General features: G+C 68.6%; 15 protein-coding genes. 2 read left to right on the forward strand and 13 right to left on the reverse strand.

What is annotated here, in order from left to right; all coding sequences use genetic code 11:
• Positions 1-3 precede the first annotated feature (3 nt).
• The 5 genes from metK to mihF all read right to left on the reverse strand — a co-directional run bounded on the left by metK (position 4) and on the right by mihF (position 4,000).
• Positions 4-1,215 (reverse strand): methionine adenosyltransferase, encoded by a 1,212-nt coding sequence (gene metK, locus AC5Y7E_RS10915; RefSeq protein ID WP_499919697.1) that lies wholly within the window; start codon positions 1,213-1,215, stop codon positions 4-6.
• A 95-nt stretch (positions 1,216-1,310) separates the two neighbouring features.
• Entirely contained in the window at positions 1,311-2,564 is a 1,254-nt protein-coding gene (coaBC, locus tag AC5Y7E_RS10920; RefSeq protein ID WP_499919696.1) for a bifunctional phosphopantothenoylcysteine decarboxylase/phosphopantothenate--cysteine ligase CoaBC, read from the reverse strand.
• 24 nt (positions 2,565-2,588) lie between these two features.
• On the reverse strand, positions 2,589-2,915 hold the full coding sequence (gene rpoZ, locus AC5Y7E_RS10925) for a DNA-directed RNA polymerase subunit omega (protein WP_007774376.1): 327 nt from the start codon (positions 2,913-2,915) through the stop codon (positions 2,589-2,591).
• Between the two features lie 65 nt (positions 2,916-2,980).
• Positions 2,981-3,652: a guanylate kinase gene (gene gmk / locus AC5Y7E_RS10930; protein ID WP_499919692.1), complete on the reverse strand. Its 672-nt coding sequence runs from the start codon at positions 3,650-3,652 to the stop codon at positions 2,981-2,983.
• A 33-nt stretch (positions 3,653-3,685) separates the two neighbouring features.
• Positions 3,686-4,000, reverse strand: coding sequence for an integration host factor, actinobacterial type (mihF, locus tag AC5Y7E_RS10935; protein WP_007171927.1), 315 nt, complete (start codon positions 3,998-4,000; stop codon positions 3,686-3,688).
• 803 nt (positions 4,001-4,803) lie between these two features.
• On the opposite strand from mihF, the gene AC5Y7E_RS10940 reads away from it, so the two are divergent.
• Positions 4,804-5,226 carry a TOBE domain-containing protein gene (locus AC5Y7E_RS10940; RefSeq protein ID WP_499919691.1) on the forward strand — a complete coding sequence of 141 codons (423 nt, stop codon included), beginning with the start codon at positions 4,804-4,806 and terminating at the stop codon, positions 5,224-5,226.
• Between the two features lie 13 nt (positions 5,227-5,239).
• On the opposite strand, the gene pyrF is transcribed toward AC5Y7E_RS10940, so the two are convergent.
• The 8 genes from pyrF to AC5Y7E_RS10980 all read right to left on the reverse strand — a co-directional run bounded on the left by pyrF (position 5,240) and on the right by AC5Y7E_RS10980 (position 14,541).
• Positions 5,240-6,064 carry an orotidine-5'-phosphate decarboxylase gene (pyrF, locus tag AC5Y7E_RS10945; RefSeq protein ID WP_499948908.1) on the reverse strand — a complete coding sequence of 275 codons (825 nt, stop codon included), beginning with the start codon at positions 6,062-6,064 and terminating at the stop codon, positions 5,240-5,242.
• Positions 6,061-9,438, reverse strand: coding sequence for a carbamoyl-phosphate synthase large subunit (gene carB, locus AC5Y7E_RS10950; protein ID WP_499948910.1), 3,378 nt, complete (start codon positions 9,436-9,438; stop codon positions 6,061-6,063). Before carB ends, pyrF begins: the two co-directional genes overlap by 4 nt.
• On the reverse strand, positions 9,438-10,559 hold the full coding sequence (carA, locus tag AC5Y7E_RS10955; RefSeq protein WP_499948912.1) for a glutamine-hydrolyzing carbamoyl-phosphate synthase small subunit: 1,122 nt from the start codon (positions 10,557-10,559) through the stop codon (positions 9,438-9,440). The genes carB and carA overlap by 1 nt, the downstream gene beginning before the upstream one ends.
• Positions 10,556-11,059, reverse strand: a complete 504-nt coding sequence (locus tag AC5Y7E_RS10960) for a PH-like domain-containing protein (protein ID WP_499948913.1) — start codon at positions 11,057-11,059, stop codon at positions 10,556-10,558. The genes carA and AC5Y7E_RS10960 overlap by 4 nt, the downstream gene beginning before the upstream one ends.
• Positions 11,056-12,360 carry a dihydroorotase gene (locus tag AC5Y7E_RS10965; RefSeq protein ID WP_499919678.1) on the reverse strand — a complete coding sequence of 435 codons (1,305 nt, stop codon included), beginning with the start codon at positions 12,358-12,360 and terminating at the stop codon, positions 11,056-11,058. Before AC5Y7E_RS10965 ends, AC5Y7E_RS10960 begins: the two co-directional genes overlap by 4 nt.
• The gene (locus AC5Y7E_RS10970) at positions 12,357-13,316 is read right to left on the reverse strand and encodes an aspartate carbamoyltransferase catalytic subunit (protein ID WP_499919677.1); all 960 of its coding nucleotides are present in this window, start codon (positions 13,314-13,316) and stop codon (positions 12,357-12,359) included. Before AC5Y7E_RS10970 ends, AC5Y7E_RS10965 begins: the two co-directional genes overlap by 4 nt.
• Complete coding sequence (gene pyrR / locus AC5Y7E_RS10975) at positions 13,313-13,885, reverse strand: bifunctional pyr operon transcriptional regulator/uracil phosphoribosyltransferase PyrR (RefSeq protein WP_499919676.1); 573 nt, start codon at positions 13,883-13,885, stop codon at positions 13,313-13,315. The genes AC5Y7E_RS10970 and pyrR overlap by 4 nt, the downstream gene beginning before the upstream one ends.
• A gap of 227 nt (positions 13,886-14,112) precedes the next feature.
• Positions 14,113-14,541, reverse strand: coding sequence for a cellulose-binding domain-containing protein (locus tag AC5Y7E_RS10980; protein WP_499948914.1), 429 nt, complete (start codon positions 14,539-14,541; stop codon positions 14,113-14,115).
• A 145-nt stretch (positions 14,542-14,686) separates the two neighbouring features.
• Here AC5Y7E_RS10980 and AC5Y7E_RS10985 point away from each other — a divergent pair, with 145 nt between their 5' ends.
• Positions 14,687-15,901, forward strand: coding sequence for a serine hydrolase domain-containing protein (locus AC5Y7E_RS10985; RefSeq protein ID WP_499948916.1), 1,215 nt, complete (start codon positions 14,687-14,689; stop codon positions 15,899-15,901).
• The last annotated feature ends 3 nt before the right edge of the window (positions 15,902-15,904 follow it).

Raw genomic sequence — 15,904 nt, forward strand, 5'->3', positions numbered from 1 at the left:
GCCCTAGATCGCGCGCTTGAGGTCGTCGACCTTGTTCAGCTGCTCCCAGGGCAATTCGACGTCGGTGCGGCCGAAGTGCCCGTACGCGGCGGTCTGCGCGTAGATGGGGCGCAGCAGGTCCAGGTCGCGGATGATCGCGCCCGGCCGCAGGTCGAACACCTCGGGAACGATCTTCTCGATCTTGACCGGGTCGACGGTCGCGGTGCCGAACGTCTCGATGAACAGCCCGACCGGGGCGGCCTTGCCGATGGCGTAGGCCACCTGCACCTCGACTCGCTCCGCCAGGCCGGCGGCGACGATGTTCTTGGCCACCCAGCGCATCGCGTAGGCCGCCGACCGGTCCACCTTGGACGGATCCTTGCCGGAGAAGGCGCCGCCGCCGTGGCGGGCCCAGCCGCCGTAGGTGTCGACGATGATCTTGCGGCCGGTCAGGCCCGCGTCGCCCATTGGCCCGCCGAGGACGAACTTGCCGGTCGGGTTGACCAGCACCCGCGTCGCCGACGAGTCCAGGGTGTCGTGGGCCAGCTCGTCCAGCACGGTCTTGAGCACGTGCTGGCGGATGTCGGGGTCCAGCGTCTTCTCCAGGTCGATGCCGTCGGCGTGCTGGGTGGACACGACCACGGTGTCCAGCCGGACCGGGACGTCGTCCTCGTACTCGATGGTGACCTGTGTTTTGCCGTCGGGCCGCAGGTAAGGCAGCGTGCCGTTCTTGCGGACCTCGGTGAGCTTGCGCGACAACCGGTGGGCCAGCGCGATCGGTAGCGGCATCCGCTCGGGGGTGTCGTTGATGGCGTAACCGAACATCAGGCCCTGGTCGCCGGCGCCCTGGGCGTCCAGCGGGTCAGCGGCGCCCTCGACCCGGGCCTCGTGGGCGGTGTCGACGCCCTGGGCGATGTCGGGCGACTGCGCGCCGATACCGATGTTCACGCCGCAGGTGGCCCCGTCGAAGCCTTTGTCCGACGAGTCGTAGCCGATGTCGAGAATGCGCGCGCGAACCGTATTGGTGATGTCGGCGAACGCCTCTTTGGCCGTCGTCGTCACCTCGCCCACCACGTGCACCTGTCCGGTGGTGACCAGCGTTTCGACCGCGACACGTGAGCTCGGGTCCGCCGCCAACAGGGCGTCGAGAACGGAGTCGCTGATCGCGTCGCAGATCTTGTCGGGGTGTCCCTCAGTCACCGACTCACTGGTAAACAGGCGACCCTTTTCGCTCACAATGCCGATCCTTCCAAATAGTTAGTTAGCCGAATTATATCGACTGGCGTCGGCCCGCCAGCACCTGGTCCGGTGCCGAGAAGAACTCGACCGCTCTACCCGCTGTCCCCGTGCAGAAACGCGGCGATCGCATCAACGATACGACTGGCCATCAACGTCTTGGAGCCGTGTTGCAGCGCCGACTCGGTACCGTCGGCCGCCAGCAACCAGCCGTCGTTGCTGTCCACCTCGAAGGCCCTACCGTCGCCGACCGCGTTGACGACCAACAGATCACAACCCTTGTTGCGCAGCTTCGTCCGGGCGTGAAACAGCACGTCCCCGTTGGCGTCGCCGGTCTCGGCGGCGAACCCCACGATGGCGCGCATGTTGGGCAGCTCACCGTTGGCGCGTGCCCGCACGGCGCCGGCCAGAACGTCGTCGTTGCGGACCAACTCGATCGTGGGCGGCTGATCCTGATCCTGCGGGCCCTTTTTGATCTTGGCGGCCGCAACCCGGGCCGGCCGGAAGTCGGCGACCGCGGCGGCCATCACGAGCACGTCCACCTCGGCCGCGTGCTTGGCCACGGCGTCGCCCAGTTGCTCGGCTGAGCTGACGTGGACCACCTCGACACCCGCGGGATCGATCAGCCCGGCGGTATGCCCGGCGATCAGAGTGACCTCAGCGCCCCGCTGGGCCGCGACCCGCGCCACGGCATAGCCCTGCTTGCCGGAGCTGCGGTTGCCGATGAAGCGCACCGGATCGACCGGTTCGCGGGTGCCGCCGGCCGTCACCAGCATCTTGCAGCCGGCGAGGTCGTAGGGCAGCGCGTCCTGGCGCTCCAGCAACAGGTGAGCCAGGGTGGTGATCTCCTCGGCCTCGGGCAGCCGGCCCGACCCGCTGTCCGTCCCTGTGAGCCGCCCGGCGGCGGGTTCGAGCACCACCGCTCCCCTGCGGCGCAACGTGGCCACGTTGTCCACGGTGGCGGGGTGCAGCCACATCTCGGTGTGCATCGCCGGCGCGAACAGCACCGGACATCGCGCCGTGAGCAGGGTGGCGGTCAGCAGATCGTCGGCCCGGCCGTGCACCGCCCGGGCCAGCAGGTCCGCGGTGGCAGGCGCCACCACGACCAGGTCGGCCTGCTTGCCGAGCTGGACGTGCGGAACCTCGGGCACGTCGTTGAAGACGCCGGTGTGCACCGGCTGGCCGGACAGCGCCTCGAACGTGGCGGCCCCGACAAAGCGCAGCGCGGACTCGGTCGGGATGACGCGAACGGAATGACCGGCCTCGGCGAGCTGGCGGACGACGGTGCACGCCTTATAGGCGGCGATGCCGCCCGAGACGCCGACGATGATCCGCTTGCGGCTGTCCACAGCGCGTCGCCCGGCCCGGCCCGGTTACTCGCCCTCGGTGTGCTCGAGCAGGTCGCCGTGGATCTCGCGCATCGCGATCGACAGCGGCTTTTCCTGCAGCCCCGGCTCGACCAGCGGACCGACGTATTCGAGGATGCCCTCACCGAGCTGGTTGTAGTAGTCGTTGATCTGACGGGCCCGCTTGGCGGCGTAGATCACCAGGGCGTACTTGCTCGAAACGCGGTCCAGCAGCTCGTCGATGGGCGGGTTGGTGATGCCCAGCGGGGTGTCGTATGCGCCCGGTCCCCCTGCGGACGGATCGAACCGGTCGGGGACGGCGGCCAGTGCCGCGTCGGACTGGGGAATGCTCACTTAGGTCAATCTCCTGGCGCATTGGAGCGGCTCGTCGCCGCTGAAAGATACTGGAAAATTCGTGGTCAGTCGTGCTGGGATATGGTCCGGCTGCTGGTCTCGCTGGACGGGTCATGGCGGCCCGGCGCAGTTTCCACCAGCAAGGATACCAATTCCGAGCAGGCCGACTCCAATTCGCTGTTCACGACCACCCGATCGAAGTCGTTTCGGGCCGCCATTTCGGTGCGAGCGGTCTCCAGCCGCCGCTGCATGACCTCGGGTGTCTCGGTGCCGCGGCCGACGAGCCTGGCCTGCAGATCCTCCCAGCTGGGCGGCGCCAGGAAGACCGCCAGCGCCTCGGGCATCGCCTTCTTGACGGCCCTGGCCCCGGCCAGGTCGACTTCGATCAGCACGGGAAATCCGCGGGCGGTGGCGGCCCGCACCGGCTCGGCCAGGGTGCCAGATCGATGCAGGCCCCCGTGGATTTCGGCCCACTCCAGCAGCGCACCCTCGTCGATGAGCTGCTGGAATCGGTCGGGGCTGACGAAGTGGTAATCGACGCCGTCGACCTCGCCGGGCCGCGGCGCCCGTGTGGTGGCCGAGACGCTGAAATGCAGGTCCGGGACCCGCTCCCGCAGGCATCGGACCACAGTCGACTTGCCGACCGCTGAGGGACCGGACAGCACGACCACACGTCCGTTACCCGATGGTTCAGGACGTGTGCCGTGCTGGACGTCCGGTCCCCCGCCGGCGCTCACAGGCGCTCCTGGGCCGGTGCGCCCACGGTTCGGTTAGGAGCCGAACTTTTCCAGCAGGGCCTTGCGCTGACGATCGCCGAGGCCGCGCAGACGGCGGGTCGGGGCGATCTCCAACTCGGTCATGATCTCCTGCGCCTTGACCTTGCCAACCTTCGGCAACGCCTCGAGAAGCGCGGAAACCTTCATCTTGCCCAGGACTTCGTCGGTCTCGGCGTCCTTGAGCACCTGGGTGAGGTTGGTGCCGCCACGCTTCAGGCGGTCCTTCAGCTCTGCTCGCGCTCGACGTGCGGCAGCCGCCTTCTCCAACGCGGCCGCGCGCTGCTCGTCGGTCAACTGGGGAAGGGCCACGATTCCTCCGTATCTGATCAATCAATTTCAATCGATCTCATTTTGTCTCGCCGGCACTTCTGCCAGCGGAGACGACCGTACTCAGGCCTCCTGACGAAATCTAACCCGGCCCCCTGCTTGAGGGGGCAAAGTCCCAGCATGGACCGGCGTGTGACCGGCCAAAACGGCGCTCCCACGCGCGTCGCCGACGGTCGCGTGTGGCGCCGCCCGCGGGGCGATACCGGCCGCGCTTCAGCCCCTCGTTAGGCCGTCTACCAGGGGTTTTGTCGTCCGCCGGCGGGGCAGGGCTTTCCGGCCGGGCGGCCCGGAAAAGGCGCCGGCCGGCAGCCCCGACGCCCGGTGCGGGGGATCACGGATTTGTTGCGGCGTGTCGCGCGTGTCGCGTCGCCGGTCAAACGGGTCGCGCACGGATCGCTCAGCAACCAACGCGGCTATCACCGAGATTCGTCGTCGAGGGCGCGGGAGGGGCTGGCCGCCGCATCCGGCGAAAGGACATCGGGTGCCCGGTGCGTCCGCACCGCTGGTCGGCCGACCGGTTCGACGCCGGCACGACGCCCGCTCCAGAACACCGCCGACTTTCACCAATCATCTAGGGCGGCAACATCTTTGGCGGTGGTGATCCGCGGCCGCGGCCGGTCGCGCGCGGCGACGACGGTTGCCCATCTCCGTGGATTCGGACGGATTTCCAATGAATCGCCGCATGCGCGGAATTGGGCAGGCGCTTATTCCGTCCTTGCGGATAACTAGGCCCTCGCCACCGTATTTCAGCTAATCGGCAGTGCGCAATCCGATACGATCGACCGGTGTCCAACCTGCGAATTCGCCAGGCGGCTGAGCTGCTGGGCGTCAGCGACGACACCGTGCGGCGCTGGATCAACCAGGGCACATTGACGGTCAGTCACGATGCCGCCGGCCGCAAGGTGATCGCCAGCGAGGACCTGGCCCACTTCTCCCGCACCAACGCACCCGCCCCGCCGGCGGACCCGCTCAGCATCGGCAGCTCGGCCCGCAACCGCTTCGTCGGGCTGGTCACGTCGGTGGTCAGCGACAAGGTGATGACCCAGGTGGAGATGCAATGCGGTCCATTCACCGTCGTCTCACTGATGAGCACCGAAGCCGCCGAGGAATTGCAGCTGCGACCCGGCAGCGTCGCGGTGGCCGTGGTCAAGGCCACTACCGTCATCGTCGAAACCGCGCGGCCCAACACCGCACTGGCGTCGGACTAGACGTCCACCCCACTCATACGGCCAGGTAGGCCACCGCGTCCAGCATGCGATCGGCCGCGTCCCGCAGCTGCGTCACGCCGGGGCCGGCCCGCAGCACCTCGCGGGCCACCGCGGGCAGCAGCTGCCCGGGTTCCGCGCCGCCCAGCCCGGCGAGCGCCTCGGGTCGCCCGCCCTGCACACCGAGCCCGGGCACCAGGACCGGACCGCCGAGCGCGCTCAGATCGGGCGCCTGCAACACGGTCGCGCCGACGACCACGCCGACATATCCCGGCCCGGACGGGGTCGCGGACCGGTTCACCACCGCGGCCTGGTCGACGACCAGCTGGGCCACCGTGCGGCCGTCGAAGGCGGCCCGCTGCACCGTGGCGCCCTCGGGGTTGGAAGTGGCCGCCAGCACGAACACCCCGCGGTCGTGGGCCGCGGCGGTCTCCAGCAGCGGCCGCAGCGAGCCGAACCCCAGGTACGGGGTGGCCGTCACGGCGTCGGCGGCCAGCGGCGAATCACCCGCCCAGGCAGCGGCGTAGGACGCCATCGTCGTGCCGATGTCGCCGCGCTTCGCGTCGGCCAGCACCAGCACCCCGACCGATCGCAGGTCCGCGATGGTGCGTTCCAGCACCGCGAATCCCGCGGCTCCATACGCCTCGAAGAACGCGACCTGAGGCTTGACGACGGCGTATCCGGAAAACGCCTCGATGCAGATGTCGCAGAACGCGGCCAGCCCCTCGGCGGTCGTGGGCAGGTCCCAGGCGCGCAGCAGCTCGGGATGCGGATCGATGCCCACACACAGCGGCCCGCGTTCCGCTTTCGCCTCCGCGAGGCGGACGCCGAATCCGGTCACCGGGCCCCGTTACCGGGCACGCCGCCCTGACCGATCTGGCTGTGCAGTTCTTGCAGGCTGCGCACGCCGATGTCGCCGCGGATGCCCGCCTCGATGCCCTGGACGGCGGCCGAGGCGCCCTGCACCGTCGTCACACAGGGGATGTTGACCGACACGGCGGCCGAACGGATTTCATAACCGTCGATGCGCGGCCCGGAGTTGCCGTAGGGCGTGTTGATCACCATGTCGACCTCGCCGGCCTTGATCGCGTCGACCGCCGACATCTCGGGGCGGCCCGGCTGCGGGTCCTCGAAGTGCTTGCGCACCTCGTCGCAGGGGATTCCGTTGCGGCGCAACATCTCCGCGGTTCCTTCGGTGGCCAGCACGCGAAATCCCAAGTCGGCCAGCCGCTTGACCGGAAAGACCAGCGATCGCTTGTCCCGGTTGGCCACCGACACGAAGATGGTGCCCTGCGCGGGCAGCGACCCGTAGGCGGCGGTCTGGCTCTTGGCGAACGCGCTGCCGAAGTCGCGGTCGATGCCCATCACCTCGCCGGTGGATTTCATCTCTGGGCCCAGCAGCGAGTCGATGCCCGAGCCGTCGGCCCGGCGGAACCGGTGGAAGGGCAGCACCGCCTCCTTGACCGCGATCGGCGCGTTCTGGGCCGCGTGGGCCCCGTCGCCGGACGCCGCCAGCAACCCCTCCTCGCGCAGCTGAGAGATCTTGGCGCCCAACATGACCCGGGCACACGCCTTGGCGAGCGGGATCGCGGTGGCCTTCGACACGAACGGCACCGTGCGGCTGGCGCGCGGGTTGGCCTCCAGGACATAGAGCACGTCGTCCTTGAGCGCATACTGCACGTTGAGCAGCCCCACGACACCGATGCCGTGCGCGATGGCCTCGGTCGCGCGGCGGACCTTCTCGATGTCGCTGCGGCCCAACGTGACCGGCGGCAGGGCGCACGCCGAGTCGCCGGAGTGGATGCCGGCCTCCTCGATGTGCTCCATGATGCCGCCGATGTACACCTCGGTGCCGTCGCACAGCGCGTCCACGTCGATCTCCACCGCGTCCTCCAGAAAGCGGTCGACGAGCACCGGGTGCTCGGGTGAGAGCTCGGTGGCGCGGGTGATGTAACCCCGCAACGTCTCCTCGTCGTACACGATCTCCATGCCCCGACCGCCCAGCACGTACGACGGCCGCACCAGCACCGGGTACCCGATGTCTTCGGCGATCCGCTGGGCCTGCGCGAAAGTGGTTGCGGTGCCGTACTTCGGCGCCGGCAGGCCGGCCGCGGTGAGCACGTCGCCGAACGCGCCGCGGTCCTCGGCGAGATCGATGGCCTCCGGTGGTGTGCCGACGATCGGCACCCCGGCGTCGGCGAGGCGCTGTGCCAGCCCGAGCGGAGTCTGGCCGCCCAGTTGCACGATCACCCCGACCACACCCGGGCCGCCGCCCGCCGATTGCTGCTCGGCGCGGAACACCTCGAGGACGTCCTCGAAGGTCAGCGGTTCGAAGTACAGCCGGTCCGCGGTGTCGTAATCGGTGGACACCGTCTCCGGGTTGCAGTTGATCATCACGGTCTCGAAGCCGGCCTGCGACAACGTCGTTGCCGCGTGCACACAGCTGTAGTCGAATTCGATGCCCTGGCCGATACGGTTGGGCCCCGAACCCAGGATCAACACCTTGGGCTTCTCGGTTTGCGGCGCCACCTCCGTCTCGGCGGCGGGGTCCAGTTCGTAGCTGCTGTAGTGATACGGCGTCTTGGCCTCGAACTCCGCCGCGCAAGTGTCGACGGTCTTGTACACCGGGTGCACACCCAGCCGCTCGCGCAGCGACCGCACGCCGTTCTCGCCGGCCAATTCCGGCCGCAGCGCGGCGATCTGGCGGTCCGACAGCCCGCTGTGCTTACCGCGGCGCAACAGGTCGGCGTCGAGCACCGGGGCGGCGATCAACTCGGCGCGCAAGTCGATGAGCTCGCCGATCTGCGCGACGAACCACGGGTCCACTCCGCTTGCCTCGGCAACGCGTTCCACCGAAGCACCCAGGCGCAGCGCCAATTCGATGTCGTAGAGCCGGCCCTCGGTCGGAGTGCGCAGCCGGGTCAGCACCTCGTCCGGCCCCTTGCCGTCCAGCGCCGGATCGTCCGGTTTGGTCCAGAAGCCGGCGCGGGTGGTCTCCAGCGACCGCATGACCTTGCCGAGCGCCTCAACGAAGTTGCGGCCCAACGACATTGCCTCGCCGACCGATTTCATGGTGGTGGTCAGGGTGGGATCGGCGCCCGGGAACTTCTCGAAGGCGAAGCGCGGAGCCTTGACCACGACGTAGTCCAGGGTGGGTTCGAAGCAGGCCGGCGTTTCCTTGGTGATGTCGTTGACGATCTCGTCCAGGGTGTAGCCGATGGCCAGCTTGGCCGCGATCTTGGCGATCGGAAAGCCGGTGGCCTTGGACGCCAGGGCACTCGACCGCGACACCCGGGGATTCATCTCGATGACGATCAGCCGGCCATCGACAGGGTTGACCGCGAACTGGATGTTGCAGCCCCCGGTGTCCACGCCGACCTCGCGCAGGATCGCGATGCCCAGGTCGCGCATCCGCTGGTATTCGCGGTCGGTCAGCGTCATCGCCGGCGCGACGGTGACGGAGTCACCGGTGTGCACGCCCATCGGGTCGAAGTTCTCGATCGAGCACACCACGACCACGTTGTCGTTGCCGTCGCGCATCAGCTCGAGCTCGAATTCCTTCCAGCCGTAGATCGATTCCTCGATCAGCACGTTGGCGCTCGGGCTTTCGGCAAGCCCGGCGCCGGCCATCCGGTCGACCTCCTCGACGGATCGCGCCATCCCCGAACCCAGGCCACCCATGGTGAAGCTGGGTCGCACCACGACCGGCAGGCCGAGCTCGGCAACCGTCTCGCGGACTTCTTCCATCGTGAAACACACTCGGCTGCGGGCGGATTCGCCGCCCACCTTGGCGACGATGTCCTTGAACATCTGCCGGTCCTCGCCGCGCTGAATGGCGTCGAAGTCGGCACCGATGAGCTCCACGCCGTGGCGCTCCAACGCGCCGTTCTCGTACAGCGCGACCGCGGTGTTGAGTGCGGTCTGCCCGCCCAGGGTGGCCAGCAGCGCGTCGATCTTGTTGCCGCGCTGCGCCTGCTGGGCGATCACCTTCTCGACGAAGGCGGCGGTGATCGGCTCGACGTAGGTGTGGTCGGCGTACTCCGGGTCGGTCATGATGGTCGCCGGGTTGGAGTTGACCAGGCTGACTTGCAGCCCCTCCGCGCGCAGCACCCGGCACGCCTGGGTGCCGGAGTAGTCGAATTCGCAGGCTTGCCCGATGACGATCGGCCCTGAGCCGATCACCAGCACGTGGTTGAGGTCGGAGCGACGTGGCACTAGCGGCCCTCCCCTGCCATGAGCTCGATGAATTGGTCGAACAGGTATTCCGCGTCGTGCGGGCCGGCCGCGGCCTCCGGATGGTACTGGACCGAAAAGGCCTGCCCGTCGGCGAGTTTGACGCCCTCGACCACTCCGTCGTTGGCGCAGGTGTGGCTCACGATCGCTCGGCCGAACGGCGTGTCGAAGGACTGGCCGGCCTCCCCTTCGAGCGCGAAGCCGTGGTTTTGTGCCGTGACCGCCACGCGGCCGGTGGCGTGGTCGATCACCGGGATGTTGATGCCGCGGTGACCGAACACCAGCTTGTAGGTGGACAGTCCCAGCGCCCGGCCCAGGATCTGATTGCCGAAACAGATGCCGAACAGCGGGATCCCGGCGCCCAGCGCCTCGCGGGTGATCGCGACGACGTGATCGGCGGTGGCGGGGTCGCCGGGGCCATTGGACAGGAAGATGCCGTCGGGCTTGATGTCGGCGATCTGCTCGTAGGTCGCCGACGATGCCAGCACGTGGGTGCGGACGCCGCGGCGGGCGAAGTTGCGCGGGGTGTTGGTTTTGATCCCCAGGTCCAGCGCGGCAACCGTAAACCGCGGTGCGCCTTCGGGTTCCACGATGTAGGTGTCCGGCGTGCTGACCTCGCCGGCCAGGTCGGCGCCCAGCATCGACTGCTGGCCGCGCACCCGCCGCAGCAGTTCGTCCGGATCGGCGAGCGCGTCACCGGAGAACACGCCCGCCTTCATCGAGCCGCGGGTGCGCAGATGCCGCACCACCGCGCGAGTGTCGATGGCGGCGATTCCCACGATCTGCTGGCGGACCAGTTCGTCCTCCAGCGTTCCGGTGGCCCGCCAGTTGGACGGCCGCGGCGACGGATCGCGCACCGCGTAGCCGGCGACCCAGATCTTGTCGCCCCGGCTCTCGGCGTCCTCGCCGTTCCAGCCGGTGTTGCCGATCTGCGGAGCGGTGGCCACCACGATCTGCCGGTGGTAACTGGGATCGGTCAGCGTCTCCTGGTAGCCGGACATGCCGGTGGAAAAGACGGCCTCGCCCAATGTTTGGCCGACCTTGCCGAACGGCGTGCCGGTGAAGACGCGGCCGTCCTCGAGTACCAACTGCGCTTTACTCACGGGCGCCGCTCCCCCTCATGTTGCGATTTGAGCCAGCCGTCGTATTCGTTGCGGTGATTCGCCCGGAAGCCGGTGTCGATCTCGACGCCCGAGGGCAGCCGCCAGCGGATCGCCAGGATCCCGACCCGGCCCGTCATCCTGCGCTCCATCCGGATGTGCGTGATCGAATCCTCAGGTATCCAAATAGGCTGGGCCCGTACGCGTTCCACCATGATGCCCCCCTCATAGCGAGTCAGTACCGCCTTGCTACGGAAACCCAGATCACCGGCTGCGATCCGCTCGCTCCAGCCCGGCGCCATCATGGAACCGCAGTAGTGCCCGCGGGTGGTGATGGTCGCCGCCCCCACCTGGTCCGGGATCTCGGGCAGCGCCCCGATCAGCTCCGCCTGCTGCTGGGAACGACGGTGCCAGGTCCGCATCATCAGCTGGATCACCACCGTGAGCACGACCACCAGTACGGCCGCGAAGATCAGCGATCCCACCAGCGTGCCCGAGTTCATGCCGGGCACTTCCCGTCTCGGGCGGTGACCTTGCCGCGCAGCAGCGTGGCGGTCACGGTGGCGGGCAGGGTCATCGCCTCGTACGGCGTGTTGGCCGACCGGCTGGCCAGGTCGGCGCCGGCGATCGTCCATGAGGCCGTGGGATCCACGACCGTGAGGTTGGCGGGCTCCCCAACCTCCAGCGGCCGCCCGTGATCGGGCAGCCGCGCAATGCGTGCGGGGTTTTCACTCATCACCCGGGCGACGTCCCGCCAGGTCAGCAACCCCGGGGTGACCATGGTCTGCACCACGATCGACAGCGCCGTCTGCAGCCCCAGCATGCCGGGACGCGCCGCGGAGAACTCCACACACTTCTCATGCTCGGCGTGCGGGGCGTGGTCGGTGGCCACGCAGTCGATGACGCCGTCGGCCAGCGCTTGGCGCAGCGCCGTCGCGTCGGCGGCTTCGCGCAGCGGCGGGTTGACCCGGTTGCGCCCGTCGTAACTGGCCAGCCGGCTGTCGTCGAGCATCAGGTGGTGCGGGGTGACCTCGGCGGTGATCGAAATCCCTTGCTCCTTAGCCCATTTCACGATCTCGACCGTGCCCGCCGTGGAGGCGTGGCAGATGTGGACCCGGGCGCCGGCGTCGCGGGCCAGCAGCGCGTCGCGGGCCACGATCGATTCCTCGGCCGCCCGCGGCCAGCCCGCCAGGCCCAACCGGGCCGCGGTGGGGCCCTCGTGGGCGACGGCGCCGACCGTCAGCCGCGGCTCCTCGGCGTGCTGGGCGATGAGCACGCCCAGGCCGGTGGCGTATTCCAGGGCGCGGCGCATCACCAGCGGGTCGTGCACGCAGATGCCGTCGTCGGAGAACATCCGCACCTGCGCGGCACCGGCCGCCATCATGCCCATCTCGGTGAGCTCCTTGCCGGCCAGCCCGACGGTGACGGCGCCCACCGGGTGCACGTCGACCAGGCCGACCTGCTGGCCGCGATGCCACACGTGGTCGGTGACCACCGGGCTGTCGGCGACCGGGTTGGTGTTGGCCATCGCGAACACCGCGGTGTAGCCACCCAAAGCCGCCGCAGCCGAGCCGGTTTCGATGTCCTCCGCGTATTCACGCCCGGGTTCGCGCAGGTGCGTGTGCAAGTCGACCAGGCCGGGCAGCAGCACGTGGCCGGTGGCGTCGATCACGTCGGCCGTCTCGGGAATGTCCAACGTGGCCCCGATGTCGGCGATCTGGCCGTCAAACCCGGGGCTGTCGATCAGCACGTCGACGCGATCGCCCTCGCCGTACAACCGAACCCCGCGCAGCAGCACGCTCACGCCGCACCCTCTTCTCCGGCTAGTTCGGTGCCGACCAGCACGTGGAACAGCACCGCCATTCGCACGTGGACACCATTGGAAACCTGTTGCAGCACAGCAGATTGCGATGAGTCGGCCACCGACGAGGCGATCTCCATGCCGCGCAGCATCGGCCCGGGGTGCAGCACGACGGCGTGGCCGGGCAGCAGCGCCTGGCGGCGATCGGAAAGCCCGTACAGGGAGGAGTATTCGCGCACCGACGGAAAGAAGCCGCCGTTCATCCGCTCGGCCTGCACGCGCAGCATCAGCACCGCGTCGGCGGCGGGCAGCTCGGCGTCGAAGTCGTTCGATACGGTGACCGGCCAGCCCTCGACCCCGACCGGCAGCAGCGTCGGCGGCGCGACCAGGACCACCTCGGCGCCCAGGGTGTCCAGCAGCATCACGTTCGAGCGGGCGACGCGGCTGTGCAGGATGTCGCCGACGATCACGATGCGCCGGCCTTCGATGCCGCCGAGGCGCTGGCGAATGGTGAGTGCGTCCAGCAGCGCCTGGGTCGGGTGCTCGTGGGTGCCGTCGCCGGCATTGATCACCGACGGCCCGCCGTCGTCCTTCGCGCCGGTCCAGTCCGCGAGCAGATGCGCGGCGCCGGAAGCCGGGTGCCGGATGATCAGCGCGTCGGCGCCGGCGGCGCGCAGCGTGAACGCGGTGTCGCGCAGCGACTCTCCCTTGCCCACCGACGATCCCGACGCGCTGACGTTGATCACGTCGGCGCTCATCCACTTGCCCGCCACCTCGAAGGACACCCGGGTGCGGGTCGAGTTCTCGTAGAACATCGTGACGATGGTGCGGCCGCGCAGCGTCGGCAGCTTCTTGATCTCGCGGCCCACCAGCGCCTGCGCGAACCGGTCGGCGTCGTCGAGGATGGCGGTGGCGTCGTCGCGGCTCAGGTCGCCGGCGGCCAGCAGGTGGCGCGTCATCGCGAGATCACCACCCCGTCGTCACCGTCGTTCTCGCTCAGCAGCACGTGCACGCTCTCGCTGCGTGAGGTGGGGACGTTCTTGCCCACATAGTCGGCTCGCAGCGGCAGTTCGCGATGGCCGCGGTCGACCAGCACCGCCAGCTGGACGACCCGCGGCCGGCCCACGTCGCGCAGCGCGTCCAGCGCGGAACGCACCGAGCGGCCGGAGTACAGGACGTCGTCGACCAGGATCACCAACGCGTCGTCGATGCCGCCGGCCGGAATCGAGGTGGCCTCCAGCGGCCGCGGCGGCTTTTGCATCAGATCGTCGCGGTAGAGCGTGATGTCCAGGGCGCCGTGGCCGACCTCGACGCCGCTGTATTCGCCGATGTTGGCCGCGAGCCGCTTGGCGAGGATGACACCGCGGGTCGGGATGCCCAGCAACACCACCCGTGGCGCGTCGGGAGCGTCCAGCGCGGTCTTTTCGATGATCTGATGCGCAATGCGGGAAATGGTGCGGCCCACGTCGGCCGCCGACATCAACTCCCGGGAATCGCTGCCTAAGCCGGTGTCGCCCGCAGCACCCATACGAAACTTGACCTCCTTCTCCGCCTCGCCGGACGGATCGTTAAAGGATGTCGACTGCGTGGCAGCGTAGCACTTATTTCGAGCGAGGCGCTGCGAGGGACATGTCGCGCCGGTCGCCCGTCGCCCGCGCCCGTCACACCCGCCCCATCAATCTCTGAGAAGGGACACAGGGTGTTTGTCTCCCACCGACGCGTCGCGACGCCCAGCCGGCCGCTAGGGGTGCTCGATCAGGTGCAGGGATATTGCCCGTTGAGCACGCAGTTCGCCGGCGGCGAGTAGGAACCGGTCAGCATGCCTCTCATGCCACCGGTCGCGGAACCACCGGGCGCAATGGTGCGATTCCAATTCGCGGGAGTGAGAACATAGTGCGTGCCGGACTGGGTAATCGTGCTGTTCCACGTGTGCACGACGGATTCTCCCGCCGGCAAGTCGAAATCGAGCCTCCAATCGGTTAGCGGCGCCAGGCTCGAATTGACGATGGTGAAGCGGGCGATGAAACCGGTCTGCCATGTGTGTTCAACCGTCAGCGTCGCCGTGGCGGCAGCCGCATGAGCGACGGGAGTGTTGGCAAGTCCGACGATGGCAACCACCAATGCCGATACGGTTACGTGAAGCGCTGTGCGCCAGCGCTTCACACAATTGTTCAGTCCGGACATAGCAGCCAACAGTAAAACCACACAGGCGATATCGGCCCTCGCATCGCGGGTACGCTGCAGTACCTTTGCTCAACCGCAACCGTCATGAAATTTTGGCCGCGAGACGGGTAACCGGGCGCCGCGCCCGGCCCGCTAATCTGACCAGGTGAATCGCTCGGCCCTCAACGGCAATGCCGCCTCCGTGAGGGAAGTGTGCGACGCCGGCCTGCTCGCCGGTGCGGTGACTGTCGTGTGGCAGCGCGGAGAATTGCTACAGGTCAACGAGATCGGCTACCGCGACGTGGATGCGGGTCTGCCGATGCAGCGCGACACGCTGTTTCGCATCGCGTCGATGACCAAGCCGGTGACGGTCGCGACGGTGATGAGCCTGGTCGACGAGGGCAGGCTGACGCTCAAGGATCCGGTCACCCGCTGGGCGCCGGAGCTGGCCGGCGTGCGGGTGCTCGACGATCCGCACGGCCCGCTCGACCGGACCCACCCGGTGAACCGCACCATCCTGATCGAGGATCTGCTCACCCACACCAGCGGGCTGGCCTATGGCTTCTCGGTGTCCGGGCCGATCTCCAAGGCCTACATGCGGCTGCCCTTCAATCAGGGCCCGGACGCCTGGCTGGCCGAGCTGGCCAAGCTGCCCCTGGTGCATCAGCCCGGCGACCGGGTCACCTACAGCCACTCCATCGACCTGCTGGGGGTCATCGCCTCCCGCATCGAGAACAAGCCCTTCCACCAGGTGCTCGAGGAGCGGGTACTGGGCCCGGCGGGCATGACCGACACCGGGTTCTTCGTTTCGCCCGAGGCGCGCCGCCGCGCGGCCACGATGTACCGGCTCGACGGACAAAGCCGGCTGCAGCACGGGGTGATGGGCCCACCGCACATCACGCCGCCCTCGTTCTGCAACGCCGGCGGCGGATTGTGGTCGAGCGCCGACGATTACCTGCGGTTCGTGCGGATGCTGCTCGGCGGCGGAACGGTCGACGGCGTGCGGGTGCTTTCGGAAGAGTCCGTCCGGCTGATGCGGACCGATCGGCTCACCGACGAACAGAAGCGGCACAACTTCCTGGGCGCGCCGTACTGGGTGGGCCGCGGCTTCGGGCTCAACCTGTCGCTGGTGACCGATCCGGCCAAGTGCACACCGCTTTTCGGGCCGGGCGGTCTCGGCACGTTCAGCTGGCCCGGAGCCTACGGCACCTGGTGGCAGGCCGACCCCAGCGCGGATCTCATCCTGCTCTACCTGATCCAGAATCTGCCGGACCTCACCGTCGATGCCGCCACCGCCGTCGCCGGCAACACGTCGCTGGCCAAACTCCGCACGGCACAACCCAGATTCGTCCGCAACACCTATCGTGCCCTCGGCCTCTAAAGT

The sequence above is a fragment of the Mycobacterium sp. NGS17 genome, assembly GCF_059813205.1.